This is a genomic window from Nocardiopsis synnemataformans, from assembly GCF_965343085.1.
In the GTDB taxonomy this organism is placed as follows: domain Bacteria; phylum Actinomycetota; class Actinomycetes; order Streptosporangiales; family Streptosporangiaceae; genus Nocardiopsis; species Nocardiopsis alborubida.
This window is the reverse complement of the sequence record NZ_CBDRFA010000044.1, coordinates 1-17,590: the sequence shown is the minus strand read 5'-3', so window position 1 is coordinate 17,590 and position 17,590 is coordinate 1. Positions and strand designations below refer to the sequence as shown.

Below are 17,590 nucleotides of genomic sequence, written 5' to 3'. Positions count from 1 at the left end.
GGTCGGCAGAAGCGGAGGTCGTCGGTGTGGGCTCTGGTACCCGGGGTTCCTGTCTTAGCGGGTGCACGCGCACTGTGCAAGTGCGTCCCGTCGGCCGGGACCGTGTCAGCCACCGTCACCCGAGACGGCCCAGCCGGTCAACTGCGTCCTCGAGGAAATCGAGAGTTTTCTGAAGATGTTCGCGATGTGGCGGGCCGCCGTCGCGTGGCTGATCGTCAGTCGCTCGGCGATCTCGCGGTTGGACAGACCCTGTTCGGCCAGCTCGGCCACCTCCCTCTCCCGGGGGGTCAGCGAATCCGGACCCGAGGGTCCCGAGGACTGCGGCCGGGGGAAGGCCAGCGCGCGGTCGAGCACCTGCTCCAGGGGCAGGGGACGCCACGCGTTCCACGCCTCGGCGGTGCGCGTCGCGCCCACGCGCCGCTCTGCCGCCGACCGCAGCCGCAGCGTCTCGGCCGAGGGGCGGTCCAGCGCCGCCCTCAGGTCGGCGGCCACCCCCACCAGGGCGGCGGTCCGCTCGGCCTCCTCCTCGGCCAGGGCCAGCTCCGCCAGCGCCTCCAGGGCCCGTGCCACCGCGAGCCTGCGCCCGGAGGTGAAGCTCACCCGCAGGCACGTCGCCAGGGGCTCCCGGGCGAGCAGCGACTCGCCCTCGGCCAGGTACAGGCGGCCCAGTTCCCGGGCGCAGTGCGCGGTGGCGGGGGCGGCCTCCAGCTCGCCGAAGACGGACAGGGCGTCGGAGAACAGCTCCCGCGCCCGAGCGAAGTCGCCGCGCTCGGCGGCGATCGAGCCCAGCCCGTGCAGGGCGCGTGCCGCGCTCCACCGGTCGCCCAGGTTGTCGGCCACCGTGACGCTGTGCTCCAGGAGGGCCGTGGCCCGTTCGGTCTCACCGCGGCGGCGGGCCAGCTGGGCCAGCACGTCCAGCGTGGCCGCCTCGGTGATGGGGTCGCTGACCTGGGAGGCCCACACCCCGGCCCGGTCGGCGTGCTGCTGTCCCTCGTCCAGCGTTCCGGTGCGCAGGCACAGCGCCGCCAGGGTGGCCAGGGCGGAGGCGGCGGCCCCCGCCTCGCGGCAGGCCCGCGCCGCCTCCAGGGCGCACAGGGCCAGGGTGGACACGCGCGGCACCGCGTCCAGGTCCAGCCGCAGCTCGGCGTGCAGGGCCAGGGCGCGCGCCCGCAGGTGCGGGGACTGCGCGTCGGAGTCGGTGGACAGCGCCCGCTCCAGGAGGCGGCTGCCCTCGGCGGCCAGGTCGCGCACGATCCAGTAGGGGCGTAGCGCCACGCACACCCGCAGGGCCTCGTCCACGCGCCCCCGCGACAGTGCCCAGTCCACCACGCGGGCGTGGTTCTCCCGGTGGTGGTCGAGCAGCCGCAGGCGCCCCAGGCGCTCGCCCCACGGCAGCGGCGCGCAGCAGCTCTTGGCCCACTCCTCCAGCCGGGCGACGCAGAAGCGCAGGTAGCGTTCCCACCGGTCGTCCTCGCCGCCGCTGTCGGCCAGGTGCTCGGCGGCGTAGGCGCGCACCGTCTCGGTCAGCCGGTAGTGGGTGGTGCCGTCGACCTCGGCGTCCATCACCACCAGCGACTTGTCCAGCAGGGAGAAGTGCAGCGGCAGGATGTCGGCGGGGTCGACCCCCTCGCCCGAGCAGACGTCCTCCGCGGCCTCCAGGTACCAGGTGGAGAACACCGACAACCGGTGCAGCAGGAGCCGCTCCGGCTCGGTGAGCAGGTCGTGGCTCCACTCCAGGACCGCGCGCAGCGTCCGCTGGCGCGGCGGCAGGTCCTCCGAGCCGTCACTGGTCAGCAGCTGGAAGCGGTCGTCCAGACGGCGCAGGATCTGCTGCACGGACAGCACCCGCACCCGGGCGGCGGCCAGCTCGATCGCCAGCGGCATACCGTCCAGCATCCGGCAGATCTCCGCGATGTAACCGGAGTTCTCCCTGGTCATCTCGAACCCGGCGCGCGCGGCGTGCGCGCGGGTGACGAACAGGCGCACCGACTCGTAGCGCTGGGTGTCGCGCCGGGGGATGGGCGCGGGATCGGCGGCGTAGGGGTCGGTGGGGGTGGGCCGCGCGGGCAGGGACAGCGGCGGCACCCGCCAGATGTTCTCCTCGGGCACGTGCAGGGGCTGGCGGCTGGTCACCAGGATGCGTACCCGGGGGCAGTCGCGCAGCACGGCCTGGCACAGCTGCGCCATCGGCCCCACGGCGTGCTCGCAGGTGTCCAGGAGCAGCAGCAGGTTGCGGGTGCGCAGCGAGGTGATGACGGCGTCCGTCATCGTTCGCGAGTCGTCCTGCACCGCCTGGAGGCTGCCCGCGACCGCGCGCAGCGCCTGGTCGTGGGTGGAGGCCTCGCTCAGGTCGACGAAGCGCACGCCGTCGGGGAACCGGCGCATGACGCGCTCGGCCAGGTGCAGGGCCAGGCGCGTCTTGCCGATACCGCCGGTACCGGTCAGCGTGACCATCCGGGCGGTGCCCAGGAGGCGGCCCAGGTCGACGATGTCGCGCTCGCGTCCGACGAAGCTGATGAACTCGCCGGCGGACAGGGGCAGGTTGTGGCGGGGAGGAGACATGGCCTCGATTACTAGGACACCGAAATCGGCCCGCGCCGCCGCTGCGGGGGCGGCGCGGGGAACGCCGTTCCCAGTGTCGCACCCGCAGCCCCCGGTTGTCCTCCGAATGGCCGGTTCCGGCATGAGCGGACAGAAACCGCCCACGCCGGTCGGGAAGGTGCTATGGAGCGGTTACTCCGTGCTTTCCGGGCTCACGGGAGCCCAGGTGGCGGGGTCGGCCGGACCCTGCTCCCCCGACCCCATGTCCTTGACCTCGTGGCCGCCGTCCTCACCGAACGGCGGGAACCACACGAAGGGGATGCCCTTCCTGGCGGCGTACTGGATCTGTTTGCCGACCTTGGCGGTGGAGTGGAACACCTCGGTGTTGAACCCGCGCCCGCGCAGCAGCTCCCCGGTGCGCAGGGCCTCCCTGCGGCGCTCGGCGCCGGGCACCACGACCATCACGTCGGTGGGGCAGGCGCGCCCCTCCTCGATCCGGCCCTCGGCGACGAGCTTGGCGAAGATGCGGGTGAGGCCGATGGAGATGCCCACGCCCGGCAGCCGCCTGCGGATGAACTGCCCGGCCAGGTCGTCGTAGCGCCCGCCCGCGCAGATGCTCCCGTAGCCGGGGTCGTCGTCGAAGGAGGCCTCGTAGACCGTGCCCGTGTAGTAGTCCAGGCCGCGGGCGATGGACAGGTCGGCCACGACGCTGCCCTCGGGCAGGTCGGCCAGGTCCTCCAGGACGAAGGAGAGCTCCTCCAGCCCCTCGTCGAGCAGCTCGGAGGAGACCCCGAGCCCGCGGACCCGCTCGGCGACGCCGGAGCCGGTGCCCCGGACGCGGGCCAGCGTGAGGCAGGCGTCGGCCTGCTCCCCGGTCAGGCCGTCTGCCAGCAGGATCTGGCGCACGCCGTCGTCACCGATCTTGTGCAGCTTGTCCACGGCGCGGATGACCGCGATCGGGTCCTTGATGCCCAGGCCCTCGTAGAAGCCCTGGAGGACCTTGCGGTTGTTGACGTTGAGCGTCCAGGCGGGCAGGTCCAGCCCGCTGAGCACCCGGTGCACGATGCGCGGCAGCTCGGCGTCGAAGTGCAGCGGGACGGAGTCGACGTTGATGACGTCGATGTCGCACTGGGTGAACTCGCGGAAGCGCCCCTCCTGGGGGCGCTCGCCCCGCCACACGCGCTGCATCTGGTAGCGCTTGAAGGGGAAGGCCAGTGCGTTGAAGTGCTGGGCGACGTACCGGGCGAAGGGCACGGTCAGGTCGAAGTGCAGTCCGAGCCTGGCGTCGGAGTCGTCCTTGGCGTCGGCCTGGAGGCGGTGCAGGGTGTAGACCTCCTGGGAGGTCTCGCCCTTGGCCGTCAGCACGTCGAGGTTCTCCACGGACGGCGTCTCCACCGACGCGAAGCCGAAGGACTCGAACCCCGCGCGGATATGGTCCAGCCAGCACTGCTCCACGGCCCGGACCTGGGGGGACCACTCGGGGAAACCGCTGATGGGAGTGGGGCGGACGACGCGCTGATCGGACATGTGGGGTTCTCGGCTCGCAGTCTCGTCTCGGCTTGCTGGCCCCGTCCGCGCCGCGGCGCGCGTGCGCACGCGCGGGTTCGCTCGTCGGGCGGGGGGAGGGCCGGTCCAGTCTACGGGGAACCCGGGCGGGAGGGTGGCGCGACGAACGGAACGCCGCCGCGACCGCTCCCCGCGGTCCGGCCACCACCGGCCCACGTGGACGGTTGTGGGCCGGTGGGGCGCTGGCGCGCCGGACCGGAGTGTCGACCGGACCGACGTCGAAGAGCGAGACGTCGGTGGGTGGCCCTGTGTCCGGGGGCGCCGCCGGGGCTCCCGCGGATGGTCGCGTCCTCGTGCCAGGAGTCTTCTCCGCGACCGCACTTGCCGGTGCGGGGGCCCTGCCTCCACCGTAGACTCCGCGGACCCCGCCGGACAGGGATCAGCGCGGCCGAAAGCGGCCGAAAATGACCGCTCACAATGTCGTAAAGTCGACCTTCCGGGGTACAGGTGTGTGCTTATCTGTTCACGGTCGGTTTCGGGCGGGGGACGCACCGCCACGGGACGGCCACCCGACTCCCACGGCTCCTCCCTCTGCCCGGGAGTCGCGAACCCCACGAGCCGGCTGTGTGGCATGTCGCACCACTGAGCCAAAACGCCTTCCCCACCGACCATCCGGTGTTAGGTTCCAGGAACGGTGCCTCTCGCGTCGGTACCGACCCCGGCGGGTCGCGTACTCCGAGGACCGGACCGTGCGCGCCGTCCGCCCCGCTGGCCCGGCACTCCCGCTAGGACTAACTGTGATCGATCCAGTCAACAGCACGAACAACGTCCACGCCTCCACCGAGTTGTCCACCAAGATCATCGTCGCCGGGGGGTTCGGGGTCGGGAAGACCACGTTCGTCGGCACCGTCTCGGAGATCCCGCCCGTGCGCACCGAGGCCGCGGTCACCGCCGCCAGCGCGGGCGTGGACGACCTCTCCCACACCCCGGACAAGACGAGCACCACGGTCGCGATGGACTTCGGCCGCATCTCACTGGACACCGACCTGACCCTCTTCCTGTTCGGGACCCCGGGACAGCAGCGCTTCTGGTTCATGTGGGACGACCTGGTCCGGGGCGCGCTGGGCGCCGTGATTTTGGCCGACACCCGCCGCCTGGAGGACACCTTCCAGGCCTTGGACTACTTCGAGCGCCAGTACCGGCTGCCCTTCGTCGTCGCGGTCAACGAGTTCGACCCCGAGAACCTCCACAGCCCCGAGGAGCTGCGCGACGCCCTGGACCTGACCCCGGACGTGCCCGTCGTGCACTGCGACGCCCGCGACCGCAACTCCGTCGTCCGGGTCCTGGTGACCCTGGTCAAGCACGCCATGGCGGTGGAGGCCCGCCAGCGCCACCAGCGCCAGTTCGCCTGAGGCGCCGGGCGCCCCGTGGCAGACCGGGGGCGGTTTCGACGGAACCGTCCGCACATGTGGGCGCCCGGGGTTCTCTCAACGGTTGTGTCCGGCGTTACCCTGTGGTGGTGTTCGGACGAATGGCGGAAGGCGTTCGCCGCTTCCTGGGTAAGCCCGGTGCGGTGGATCTGCGGCCCTATACCAAGCTCCTGTCGGCGATCGAGGCCGGGGAGGATGGTCTGCGTGAGCTCAGTGACACCGAGCTGACGGAGAAGGCCATCGAACTCGGCAACGCCGAACTCCCCTACGAGCGCGACGACCTCGTGTCGCTGTGCGCGGTCGGCCGCGAGGCCGCCCGGCGCTCACTCGACGAGCGACCCTTCGACGTGCAGCTCCTCGGTGTCATGGCCCTGCTCGACGGTCACGTCGCCGAGATGGCCACGGGCGAGGGCAAGACGCTGGCGGGCGCCCTCGCCGCCGCCGGGTTCGCCCTGCGCGGCCGGCGCGTGCACCTGCTCAGCGTCAACGACTACCTGGCCCGGCGCGACGCCGAGTGGATGCGCCCCCTCTACGACATGCTCGGCGTCACCGTGGGCTGGATCACCGAGGACTCCACCCCCCAGGAGCGCCGCGCCGCCTACTCCTGCGAGGTGACCTACGCGGCCGTCAGTGAGCTGGGCTTCGACGTCCTGCGCGACCGCATGGTCACCGACATCGCCGACCGGGTCGTGCCGCCGCCGCACGTGGCGATCATCGACGAGGCCGACTCGGTGCTCGTCGACGAGGCCCGCGTCCCGCTGGTCCTGGCCGGCGCCGCGGAGAGCGTGGACGCCGACGTGGAGATGGCCGACGTCGTGCGCGGGCTCAAGCCGCGCCTGCACTACGAGGTCGACGGTGAGGGGCGCAACGTCCAGCTCACCGACGCCGGCATCGACGCGGTGGAGAAGGCGCTGGACGGGGTCGACCTGTACTCCGAGGACGACACCTCCGTCCTGCCGCAGGTCAACCTGGCCCTGCACGCGCACGTGCTGCTCCAGCGCGACGTCCACTACGTGGTGCGCGACGGCGAGGTCCGCCTCATCAACGAGTCGCGCGGACGCATCGCCCTGCTCCAGCGCTGGCCGGACGGCCTCCAGGCCGCGGTCGAGGCCAAGGAGAAGGTGGCGCTCAGCGAGACCGGCGAGGTGCTGGACTCCATCACCGTGCAGTCGCTCGTCCTGCGCTACCCCACGCGCGCCGGTATGACCGGTACCGCGATGGCCGTCGCCGAACAGCTCCGCGAGTTCTACGAGCTGGAGGTCGCGGTCATCCCCTCCAACAAGCCCAACGTCCGCGAGGACCACGGTACGCGCCTGTACGCCACGCGCGAGGAGAAGGAGGACGCCCTCATCGCCAAGGTGGAGGAGGTCCACAAGTCCGGGCGGCCGATCCTCATCGGCACCCAGGACGTGGCCGAGTCCGAGCTGTTGGCCGGGCGCCTGCGCGAGGCCGGGCTGGAGTGCGTGGTCCTCAACGCCAAGAACGACGCCGACGAGGCCTCCATCATCGCCGAGGCGGGCACCCACGGTGCCGTCACCGTCTCCACCCAGATGGCCGGGCGCGGCACCGACATCCGCCTGGGCGGCAGCGACATGGCCGACCGCGAGCGGGTGGTGGAGACCGGCGGCCTGTACGTGATGGGCTTCGGCCGCTACCCCAGCAGCCGCCTGGACGGGCAGCTGCGCGGCCGCGCGGGGCGCCAGGGCGACCCGGGCGACTCCATCTTCTTCGTCAGCATGGACGACGACCTGGTGGTCAACCACGCCCCCGAGACCACGGGCTACCAGACCACCTCGGAGGGGGAGATCACCGACCAGGGCTGGCTGGCCATGGTCGACCACGCGCAGCGGGTCGCTGAGGGGCAGCTGCTGGAGGTGCACCGCAACACCTGGCGGTACAACCAGCTGATCGACGTGCAGCGCGACGTGGTGCTGGAGCACCGGGAGATGGTCCTGACCGGGGACCAGGGCGACCGGCAGATCAGGGACGACCGCAAGAAGCGGCACGAGGAGCTGCTGGAGGAGCTGGCCGGGAAGGGCGCTGAGGCCGAGGAGAGTACCGGAGCCGAGGAAGCCGCCGAAGGCGAGGAGAGCGTCGAGGGCACCGAGGTCGCCGGGCGCGGGCAGGAGGTCGATGCCGAGGAGGCGGAGAGGAACGAGGAGAAGGTCGCCCGGGCGGCACGCCTCATCACCCTCTACCACCTGGACCGGGGCTGGACCGACCACAACGCCTTCCTGTCGGAGCTGCGGGAGGGCATCCACCTGCGCTTCCTGGGCCGCCGTGACCCGCTGGACGAGTTCAACCGCGACGCGGTGCCGGTCTTCAAGGGCTTCCTGGACGACGCGCGCGCCCGGGCCGCCGAGAGCTTCGAGGAGCTGGAGGTCGTGGACGGCGAGTTGGACGTGAGCTCGGTGGGCGTCAAGCGCCCGTCGATGACGTGGACGTACATGGTGCACGACCACCCGTTCAGTTCCGCGTTCGAGACGCTGGTGGGCAGGCTCAAGGGTGGCCGGGGGAGCGGGAGCTGACCGTTCTCCCACGGACGGATGCGCGGGTCGGGACCAAAGTCCCGGCCCGCGCATTACTTTTGTCAGCTACTCTGCTCGAAACGCCCCACAAGCCCGAAAACGGCATCACCAATTGCCCCGTCCGGGTTAACATGGCTGCGTTTTCAACGAAACCCGAGACGGTTGGGACGAAATTCACCGTGATCCACGAGGTCGGTGCGCAGGAGAAGATCAGTTATGGACGGAACGACCGATTCGCGGGTGGCCCGGTGGGCGGGGGCAGTTTCTGGGTGGGTGACGACGGCCAGCCGGTCGCCAAGATCGGCGGACCGAAGGAGTGGCGGCCCACGCCCATGATCGACGTCCGGGTGGGTGACGTGTTCAGTGTCGGCGGACAGGCGTGGAGGGTGACCGACATTGTTGACGCGGATACTCCCTCCGCATATCTGCTGGCCACGCGAATAAGTTGAGACTCGGGGCCCCGGGCGAACACCCGGGGCCTTCGTTCTCCTTGTTCCGGCCGGGGGACGCAACCCCCTGCAACCTTTTACCGGCGGGGGATTGTCGACCCTCGGTTTTGTCGTAGCCCCTCATTTCGGGTGTCGCCCGGAGAGGTTTTTGGTGTCTATGTGGCTTGTGTTAATCCTGGGGCTCCAGAGGCGAAGTGCCGGTGAGGAACGCGCATCGGCGCAGGTCACGGATGAGGGCTGCGCGTCCACCAGTGTGAATCGAGACGTTCCGGTTATCTGATGGAGGGTGTTCGTGTTACCGGTTCCTCGTTAACGTCTGTGGAGCAAGGCGCGCCCCGGCAGCGGCCAAAGGGAGGGTCCCCCCGCTCTCGGAGAGTCCACGGGCCGCTGCGCCCTGCCGCCCCAAGGCCGGTCCCAGGGGCTGTCCCCCGCCCCTGGGCCTGGCCGCCCCGCGTAGGCGGGGAGGCCCTTCCCGGCCCTCGTGTCCCGCGTGACGCCGCGCGGGGCGGTTCCTCTCGTTCCGGTGCGCGTACGCGTTTCCTGCCAGGTGCCTGCCGCGCGGTGCCCCGACGTCTTCAGGACCTCTCCGCCCGGCGTTGAGTAGATCCTGTTCCACTGGCCAACGCTCCCTGTTCGCCCGGTTCCCCGATGGAACTCGAGGACCTGGGTCTTGCGGTAGAACGCGTTTCAGTATTAGTCTCTGGAGGTGCCTGGACCGGTGAGGGCGCCCGACGGCTCGACCGTGGGACGTCAGCGGACGGCAGGTGAGGACGGTCGTCCGTCGAAGTCGGATCGCGCCCCGACTCCGGCGGACGGCGTCCGTTCGCCCGTCGGCCGCCCGCGCTCCGCTGCTAGGCGAGCAGGCGGCAGAGTTCGGTGAAGGTGGGGCACGGCCAGGCCAGGCGGCACCCCTGACAGAGGTTCCCGTCCTCGTCGCGGGGAGCGTGCAGGTGCAGCAGGTCCACACAGATACCGGCCAGGGCGGACACCTCGTCGCGCGCGTTCGCGTAGAAGGCGACGTCGTTGATCCGGGCCAGGGCGTTGGACGGGCCCGCGGTCGGGATGCCGACCGTGTCCGGCTCCCAGGGGACCGCACGCGCCGAGCGCTCCCGGATTCCCAGAACGCACTGGAGCAGTCTCGCGTGCTCGGAGAGGTGACCCCTCCCCGACGCTGGTCTGGTGAACGGCGACATCGCTGATCTCCCCCACCACGTGGATACGCAGCTTCACGTGGTAACACAGCGTATACGCAGTATTGCTCCTTGTCGCGACACGCGGAGGCGGGGCGGGGAAAGAAGGGGGGGAGGAGAGCGGGCCGCCCGGGGAGGGGCGGCCCGCCGAAAGGGGGAGGGGGGATTCTTCTGGGCGGGGGACCCGCTAGCCGCAGCCTCCGCCGCAGTTGCAGGAGCCGCCGCTCTGGCAGCCGCAGCTACAGCCCGAACCGCAGCTGCATCCACGCAGGTCGGGGGTTGTGGTCATCTGGTGAGTCACAGTCCCTCCAAGGGGCTCGACAGCGCCCGTGCGCGATCACGCCGGAGCCTCCCCGGTGGGAGGGGGCGTCACGGGCGAGTTTCCCGCAGGAGACCGTGCCCGTTCGTCGTCACCCCCAACCGGGGCGGGCGCCGACGCCGCCGGGTCCGTGGGCTCTCCTCGTCCGTCGCGGGGAGTGGGGGCCGCACTGACCTGCGCGGAGACCTCGGGCGGGTTCAGGCGAAGAAGGTCGGCGCGACCGCCGGACGGCGTGTCATTCGGTAGAGCCAAACCTGGCCGACGAACATGACCGGAATTACGGGACCGAGGGACGCCCACACGAACACCGCGGTCGTGGAGGGTATCGGCGCCGAGGGCAGCTCCAGCGCCGCCAGCGCCACCAGCAGACCGGGGACGGCGATCGCCACCGCCGACGTGTGCCGCGACAGCATCGGACCCACCAGGCCGCTCGTCGCCACCAGGGCCGCCAGCAGCACCGCGGCCAGCGCGGCCGCGGGCCCGGGGGCCAGGACCGGACCGCCGGGCAGCGCCGCAGCCACCGCCGCCAGCGCCACCGCCCCCAGGGCGAGGCGCGCGAGCGGGCGCGTGTCCCGGGCGGCCACGTCCGCGCTCTCGGAGTCGGCCGGACCGACCAGCCGCTCGGCACCGAAGGCCGCGCCGCGCAGCGCGAACAGCGCTGTGACGGCGGCCGCGCAGAGCGGCGTGAACGCGCTCGCGGTGAGACCGCCCGCGAGCAGGCCCGCCACCACCAGGCCCCACGAGGCGGCCAGGGCCCAACTGCCCGCCACGAGCGCGCAGTCGCAGGCCATCCGCCAGCGGTCGCCGTCCACACGAGCGCGCAGCCACAGCCCCGCGTCTCGGACCAGCCACCCGGCCAGCAGGACGGCGAGCACGGGCCACAGTTCGGCGACCACGTGGTGTTCCAAGGCGGGGAACAGGCCCGCCAGGACCCCGACCGCGGCGACCAGCCACACCTCCGAGGCCAGGAAGTAGGGGGCGACGGCGGCGACCACGCGGCGGCGCTGCTCGGGGCCGCGCGCCAGGCGCGGCATCAGCATGCCCAGGCCGATGTCGGAGCCCGCCAGGACGAGATAGCCCACGACGAGCAGGGCGAGGAGTGCGGAGGAGAGGAGGTCCATGGCTGCGGCCTTCCGGGCTCAGTACGTGTGGACGGGGGTGGCGGGCTCCCGGGGCCCGGAGGGGTCCTCTGGCGGCCGTGTGCGCGGCTCGGCCAGCGGACCGCCCCCGGGGCCGCGCCGCGCGTAGCGCACCAGGAGCCAGTAGGTGACGGCCGCCAGGGCCGCGAAGGCCGCGGTGAAGAAGCCGAAGGAGAGCACGGCCGCGGCCGGGGACAGGGGGGACACCGCGTCAGCCGTGGTCAGGTGGTGCACGACCGTCCAGGGCTGGCGGTTGGTCTCCCGGAACACCCAGCCGCCGACGCTGGCCAGGTAGGGCAGGAACGGCGTCACCACGAGCGGGGCGAGGAACCACCTCCAGCGGTCGAGCCCGCCGAAGGGCCAGGCCAGCAGCATGAGGGGGCCCAGGAAGAACATCAGCGCCCACGACGTCATCATCACCAGGTCGCCGGTCGTGTTGGCCGCGTCCAGGAGGGGACCGCCCGGGTTCGCCGCCTCGATCGCCGCGATCTCCTCGGCGGTGTAGGTCAGCCCGCTCGTGGGCGGGTCCTGGCCGAACAGCCCGAACTGCACCCCGCCGAAGGCCGCCACGGGTACCGGCGCGAGGCACAGGACCAGCGTCGCGTAGCGGACGCCGCGCCGGAAGACGCCGTGCGCGTCGTCGCGCCGGACGAGGTGGTAGGCGCTGGTCGCGGCGACGACCAGGGCGCCGACCAACAGGGAGCCGGTGACGATGTGCCCGAAGGCCAGCACGGCCGCCGGGTTGGTCATCAGCGCGACGGGGTCGGTCAGATGCGCCACCCCGTCGACCATCTCGAAGCCCACGGGGTTGCGCAGGAAGCCGTTGGAGACCAGCACCCACCACGCCGAGGCGTACGCCGTCGCGGTCACCACGGCGAAGCAGGCCAGGTGCGCCCACCGGCCCATACGGTCCCACCCGAAGATCCACAGCCCCAGGAACGTGGACTCGACGAAGAACGCGGTCATCGTCTCCAGCGCCAGGGGAGCGGCGAAGGTGTAGCCGAACACCGAGTGCAGACCGCTCCAGTTCAGCGCGAGCTGGAGCTCCATCACCAGTCCGGACAGGATGCCCATCCCGTAGTTGACCAGGTACAGGCCGCCCCAGAACCGCACGGCGGTCATCCGGGAGCGGTCGCCGCGCAGGGTGGCGACCAGCTGGGTGGTGAGGACGTAGGGGGCCAGCCCGAGGGTCAGGGCCACGAACATGTAGTGGGTGGCGGCGGTCAGCGCGAACTGGAGCCGCGCCAGCAGGAGGGGGTCTTCGAACATCGTCGGGCCTCGCGTTCGGCGGTGGGAACGCGGTCAAGCATCCGACTACGGAAGGGTCGGGCACATCGTCCCGGCGGGGACTCCTCGCCGCCCTCCCGGAGGGTAGGGGCTGCGGCGGAGGTACTCCGGTGGGCGTACGGGATGACCCCGAGGCGACCCCGAGACGGCCCGGGGTGCTCGCGTCCCGGACTCACCGGCTCCACTTCGGGGTGACCAGGGCGGTCTCGTAGGCGATGACGACCAACTGGGCGCGGTCGCGCACCCCCAGCTTGACCATGGCCCGGCTGACGTGGGTCTTGGCGGTGGCCGGGCTGAGCACCAGGTGGGCGGCGATCTCCTCGTTGGACAGGCCGCCGCCGACCAGGGCGACCACCTCGCGTTCGCGCTCGGTGAGCCCGTTCAGCCGGACCGAGGGGTCGGGCGCGCTCGGCGGGCGGCGCGCGTAGTCGGCGATCAGTCGCCGGGTGATCCCCGGCGACAGCAGCGCCTCGCCGCCGTGCACCACCCGCACCGCCCGCAGCAGGTCCCCGGGCTCGGTGTCCTTGACCAGGAACCCGCTGGCTCCCGCGCGCAGCGTCTCGAAGATGTACTCGTCCAGGTCGAACGTGGTGAGGATGACGACCCGCGTCGCCTCCAGGGCGGGGTCGGCCAGGATGAGCCCGGCGGCGGCCAGGCCGTCCACACCGGGCATACGGATGTCCATGAGGACCACGTCCGGGCGTTCGGCGCGGGTCAGGCGGAGGGCCTCCCCGCCGTCGGCGGCCTCGGCGACCACCTCGATGTCGGGAGCGCTGTCCAGCAGCGCGCGGAATCCCGCGCGCACCAGTGCCTGGTCGTCCGCGAGCAGTACCCGGATCAACGGGGCCTCGTTTCCTCGGTGTCGGGGGAGAGCGCAGCCGGTGTCCAGTGGTCCGAAACGGCTCCGTCGAGCGGGAGCCGGGCGCGCACCCGGAATCCTCCACCCCGGAGGGGGCCCGCGTCCACCGTGCCGCCCACCAGGGCGGCGCGTTCGCGCATCCCGGTGATGCCGTTGCCCGGCACCGGCGGCCCGACGGTTCCGGCGCCATCGTCGGTCACCTCCACGACCAGCGAGGACGCGCGGTGCTCGATGCCCACCCGCGCCGAGGAGCCCCCCGAGTGGCGGACCACGTTCGTCAGCGCCTCCTGGACCGTGCGGTAGGCGGCGGACTCGGTGCTCACCGGTAGGTGCCCGGGCACACCGCTGACCTCCACGGCCACGTCGATCCCCGCGCGGCGGGTGCCCTCGGCCAGCTCCTCCACGCGGTCCAGCCCGGGGACCGGCGACCTCGGCGCGGCCTCGTCCACGGCGCGCAGCACGCCGAGCATGCCGCGCAGCTCGGTCAGCGTGTCCTTGCTGGTCTGCTTGATGGTGGCCAGCGCCTCCGCGGCCCGCTGCGGCTCGGTCTCCATCAGATACAAGGCGGTGCCCGCCTGCACGTTGATGAGGGAGATGTTGTGCGCCACCGTGTCGTGCACGTCCCGGGCCAGCCGGACGCGCTCCTCGGAGGCCCGGCGCAGCAGTTCCTCCTCCCGGGTGCGCAGGGACTCGGCCTCGCGCTCGTGGTCGGCCCGCAGGTACTCCTGCCGCCAGCGCACGACCTCGCCCGCGCACAGCAGGACGAGCACCCAGCCGATGATGCCGACCGCCTCGGGTCGGAAGGTCCCGGTCACGAGAACCTCGTAGCCGTTGACGGCCACGAACTGGCCGACGCCCAGCGTCCAGCCGAACACGCGGTACCCCCAGCGCACCAGGGTGTAGAGCATGACGGCGGTGCACAGCATGACCATGCCGTCGGGAAAGCCCAGGGGGTAGTAGCTGGTCGCCGTGACGACCGAGACGAGTGCGGTGAGGCAGGGCAGGGAGGTCCGCCACAGGACCGGCAGGCACGCGGCGAGGATGAGCGCGTACCCCCACGGCCACGGGTCGCGGTCGTCGGGGATCGGGTCGACCAGTTCGATGACCAGGACGCTGCCCAGGGACAGAAGGAGCAGGGCCAGGGCGATCCACGCGTCGGTGCGCGCGGGACGCGCAAGGCGGAGGAGTAGTGCTGCCACAACCCCGACAGTACGGCGCTCCCCTCGGGGAAGCCGTCACCCCGGGGGAGGGTTTTCCGGCGGCGGGCTACTCCCCGGGGAGTAGGCGCACTCCGGAGGGGGTCGTGGGGGAGCGGGGGGAGAGGTAGGACGTCCCGTGCCGGTGCGCCGTAGGGGGTTGGTGTAGAGCGTGCCGTAACGCTTCGCAGCAGGGGGAGGGGGTGTGCCCTCCGCGAAGCGCAACCACCCACCCGTAGAGCGCGCAGCGGCGGTGCGCCGCTGTCCGCTCTACGGGTGCCTGGCAAGCGACGTGCGGGAGGCTCTACGTCCACCCCCTGGGGGAACGCGCAGGCTCTACGGGCACACGGCTGGGGTTTCCCTGCTTTGCTCCGGTTAGAAGACGCCGTCCGGCGGGGCCGGGGAGTCGACGGCTTCGGCGTCGCGCACGGGGGACCGGCCCGAGACGAAGCGGTCCAGCTCCTCGCCCTCCACCAGGCGGGCCATCTCCGGGTCCCGGTGCGCGCGGCGGCCCAGCTCCTCCACGGGCAGGGGGCTGTGCGAGGCGGTCAGGACCAGGTTGCCGAACCGCCGTCCGCGCAGCACGCCCGGCTCGGCCGACAGCGCCGTGTGCGGCAGCGCCGTCCGCGCGGTCGCCACCTGGCTCCGGGCGTGGGCCAGACTCCCGCCGTCGCCGATGTTGACCACCAGCATCCCGGTCGGCCGCAGGACGCGCGCCAGCTCGGCGTAGAACTCCGCCGAGGTCAGCCGGGCCGGGGTGCGCGCGCCCGCGAACACGTCGCTGACCACCAGGTCCGCGCTGTCCGCGTGCCGGGCGGTGATCCACTCCCGGGCGTCGCCGATGCCCACGCGCAGCTGCGCCCTGCGGTCCCAGGGCAGCCGCCTGCGCACCATCTCGACCAGGGGCGCGTCCACGTCCACCGCGCGCTGCCGGGAACCGGTACGGGTGTGGGCCACGTAGCGGGCCAGCGTCAGCGCGCCCGCGCCCAGATGCAGGGCGTCCACGGCCTCCCCCGGCGGCGCCACGAGGTCGGCCGCGTGCGCGATGCGGCGCATGTAGGAGAAGTCCAGGTACGAGGGGTCGGCCAGGTCCACGTGGGACTGGGGCGTACCGTCCACGACCAGGAACCACGAGTCGGACCGGTCGGCGTCGGCCAGCAGCTCCGTGCCCGAGTCCCCGCCGACCTCCGGTTCCTCCCGTGCGCCGCGTCTGCCCACTTCCGCCTCCGTTCGTCGGCCCCAAGACTATGCACAGGCCCGAGCGAGCGTGCCCGGGATCGCGCTAGCCTGGAGATCCCAAGTTTTTTAAGTCGCCAAGGTCTTTCTTGGCATTGCAAGTTCCTGTGCATATTTCACAAGTCCCACGAGGAGTGGCCGTGCTACTGCGGATGTCGACCCTGTTCCTGCGCACCCTGCGTGAGGACCCGGCGGACGCCGAGGTGCCGAGCCACAAGCTGCTCGTCCGCGGCGGGTTCGTGCGCCGTGCCGCCCCCGGCGTCTACAGCTGGCTGCCCCTGGGCAGGATCGTCCTGGAGAACGTCTCCCGGATCGTGCGCGAGGAGATGGACGCCATCGGCGCCCAGGAGGTGCTCCTGCCCGCGCTGCTGCCCCGCGAGTACTACGAGGCCACCGGGCGCTGGGAGGAGTACGGCGACACCCTGTTCCGCCTCAAGGACCGCAAGGGCGCCGACTACCTGCTCGGCCCCACCCACGAGGAGCTGTTCACGCTCCTGGTCAAGGGCGAGTACTCCTCCTACAAGGACTTCCCGGTCACCCTGTACCAGATCCAGGAGAAGTTCCGCGACGAGGCGCGTCCCCGCGCGGGCGTGCTGCGCGGCCGCGAGTTCCACATGAAGGACTCCTACTCCTTCGACATCGACGACGAGGGCCTGCGCGCGTCCTACGCCGACCACCGCGCCGCCTACATCCGCGTCTTCGACCGGCTGGGCCTGGAGTACGTGATCGTGTCGGCCACCTCGGGCGCCATGGGCGGATCGGCCTCCGAGGAGTTCCTGGCCGTCGCCCCGACCGGCGAGGACACCTTCGTGCGCAGCACGGAGTCCGACTACGCCGCCAACGTCGAGGCCGTGGCCGTCCCGGCCCCCGAGGCGCTGCCGGTCGAGGGGCTGCCCGAGGCCGCGGTCCACCACACCCCGGACACCGCCACCATCCAGACCCTGGTGGACTTCCTCAACGGCGCCGGGCTGGGCCGCGACTTCAGCGAGGCCGACACCCTCAAGAACGTCCTGGTCAAGACCCGCACGCCCGGCGCCAAGGAGTGGGAGCTGCTGGCCGTCGGCCTGCCCGGCGACCGCGAGGTGGACTTCAAGCGCCTGGAGGCGGCGCTGGAGCCCGCCGAGGTCGCCCTCCTGGAGGAGGCCGACTTCGCGGCCAACCCCTTCCTGGTCAAGGGCTACATCGGCCCCCGCGCGCTGCTGGACAACAAGGTCCGCTACCTGGTCGACCCCCGGGTGGTCACGGGCACCGCCTGGGTGACCGGCGCGGACGAGGCCGACCACCACGTCGTCGACCTGGTCGCGGGCCGCGACTTCGTCCCGGACGGCACCATCGACGTCGCCGAGGTGCGCGACGGCGACCCCTCGCCCGACGGCAGGGGCACCCTGTACACCGCGCGCGGCATCGAGATCGGCCACATCTTCCAGCTGGGCCGCAAGTACACCGACGCCTTCCAGGTGGACGCGCTGGGCCCCGACGGCAAGCCCCGGCGGATCACCATGGGCTCCTACGGCATCGGCGTCTCGCGCGCCGTCGCCGCGGTCGTCGAGCAGTCCCACGACGACAAGGGCGTCGTCTGGCCGCGCGAGGTGGCGCCCGCCGACGTGCACGTGGTCGGTACCGGCAAGGGCGAGCAGGTCGAGGAGGCGCTGCGGATCGCCCGGGAGCTGGAGGCCAGGGGCCTGCGCGTCCTCGTGGACGACCGCAAGGGGGTCTCGCCCGGCGTCAAGTTCACCGACGCCGAACTCCTGGGCATCCCGACCGGCGTCATCGTCGGCCGCGGCCTCAAGGACGGCCTGGTGGAACTGCGCGACCGCGCCACCGGCGACCGTGAGGAGGTCGCCCTGACCGAGATCGTGGACCGTACCGTCGCCGCCTGCCGCGCGTAGCGGGGGGGGGGGGGGGGGGGG

General features: G+C 72.1%; 12 protein-coding genes. 4 read left to right on the top strand and 8 right to left on the bottom strand.

What is annotated here, in order from left to right; all coding sequences use genetic code 11:
* Positions 1 to 105 precede the first annotated feature (105 nt).
* Both ACSIH6_RS23660 and hisS read right to left on the bottom strand, forming a co-directional pair.
* On the bottom strand, positions 106 to 2,562 hold the full coding sequence (locus tag ACSIH6_RS23660) for an ATP-binding protein (RefSeq protein WP_435110501.1): 2,457 nt from the start codon (positions 2,560 to 2,562) through the stop codon (positions 106 to 108).
* Between the two features lie 171 nt (positions 2,563 to 2,733).
* Positions 2,734 to 4,068 carry a histidine--tRNA ligase gene (gene hisS / locus ACSIH6_RS23655; protein ID WP_435110500.1) on the bottom strand — a complete coding sequence of 445 codons (1,335 nt, stop codon included), beginning with the start codon at positions 4,066 to 4,068 and terminating at the stop codon, positions 2,734 to 2,736.
* 776 nt (positions 4,069 to 4,844) lie between these two features.
* Between hisS and ACSIH6_RS23650 the strand changes: the two genes are divergently transcribed.
* From ACSIH6_RS23650 to ACSIH6_RS23640, 3 genes are all read left to right on the top strand, one after another.
* Complete coding sequence (locus ACSIH6_RS23650; protein WP_061079882.1) at positions 4,845 to 5,459, top strand: GTP-binding protein; 615 nt, start codon at positions 4,845 to 4,847, stop codon at positions 5,457 to 5,459.
* Between the two features lie 119 nt (positions 5,460 to 5,578).
* Complete coding sequence (gene secA2, locus ACSIH6_RS23645) at positions 5,579 to 8,005, top strand: accessory Sec system translocase SecA2 (protein WP_435110499.1); 2,427 nt, start codon at positions 5,579 to 5,581, stop codon at positions 8,003 to 8,005.
* 179 nt (positions 8,006 to 8,184) lie between these two features.
* Positions 8,185 to 8,454 carry a DUF6406 domain-containing protein gene (locus tag ACSIH6_RS23640; protein ID WP_061079880.1) on the top strand — a complete coding sequence of 90 codons (270 nt, stop codon included), beginning with the start codon at positions 8,185 to 8,187 and terminating at the stop codon, positions 8,452 to 8,454.
* An 851-nt stretch (positions 8,455 to 9,305) separates the two neighbouring features.
* Here the strand turns inward: ACSIH6_RS23640 and ACSIH6_RS23635 are convergent.
* The 6 genes from ACSIH6_RS23635 to ACSIH6_RS23610 all read right to left on the bottom strand — a co-directional run bounded on the left by ACSIH6_RS23635 (position 9,306) and on the right by ACSIH6_RS23610 (position 15,662).
* Entirely contained in the window at positions 9,306 to 9,647 is a 342-nt protein-coding gene (locus ACSIH6_RS23635) for a hypothetical protein (protein WP_435110498.1), read from the bottom strand.
* A gap of 513 nt (positions 9,648 to 10,160) precedes the next feature.
* Complete coding sequence (locus ACSIH6_RS23630) at positions 10,161 to 11,084, bottom strand: cytochrome d ubiquinol oxidase subunit II (RefSeq protein ID WP_435110497.1); 924 nt, start codon at positions 11,082 to 11,084, stop codon at positions 10,161 to 10,163.
* 18 nt (positions 11,085 to 11,102) lie between these two features.
* Complete coding sequence (locus ACSIH6_RS23625; protein WP_435110496.1) at positions 11,103 to 12,371, bottom strand: cytochrome ubiquinol oxidase subunit I; 1,269 nt, start codon at positions 12,369 to 12,371, stop codon at positions 11,103 to 11,105.
* A 190-nt stretch (positions 12,372 to 12,561) separates the two neighbouring features.
* Positions 12,562 to 13,230: a response regulator transcription factor gene (locus ACSIH6_RS23620; RefSeq protein ID WP_435110495.1), complete on the bottom strand. Its 669-nt coding sequence runs from the start codon at positions 13,228 to 13,230 to the stop codon at positions 12,562 to 12,564.
* Positions 13,227 to 14,447 carry a sensor histidine kinase gene (locus ACSIH6_RS23615; protein ID WP_435110494.1) on the bottom strand — a complete coding sequence of 407 codons (1,221 nt, stop codon included), beginning with the start codon at positions 14,445 to 14,447 and terminating at the stop codon, positions 13,227 to 13,229. The genes ACSIH6_RS23620 and ACSIH6_RS23615 overlap by 4 nt, the downstream gene beginning before the upstream one ends.
* A 372-nt stretch (positions 14,448 to 14,819) precedes the next feature.
* Entirely contained in the window at positions 14,820 to 15,662 is an 843-nt protein-coding gene (locus ACSIH6_RS23610) for a spermidine synthase (RefSeq protein WP_435110493.1), read from the bottom strand.
* Between the two features lie 170 nt (positions 15,663 to 15,832).
* Here ACSIH6_RS23610 and ACSIH6_RS23605 point away from each other — a divergent pair, with 170 nt between their 5' ends.
* Positions 15,833 to 17,569: a proline--tRNA ligase gene (locus ACSIH6_RS23605; protein WP_435110539.1), complete on the top strand. Its 1,737-nt coding sequence runs from the start codon at positions 15,833 to 15,835 to the stop codon at positions 17,567 to 17,569.
* Positions 17,570 to 17,590 lie beyond the last annotated feature (21 nt).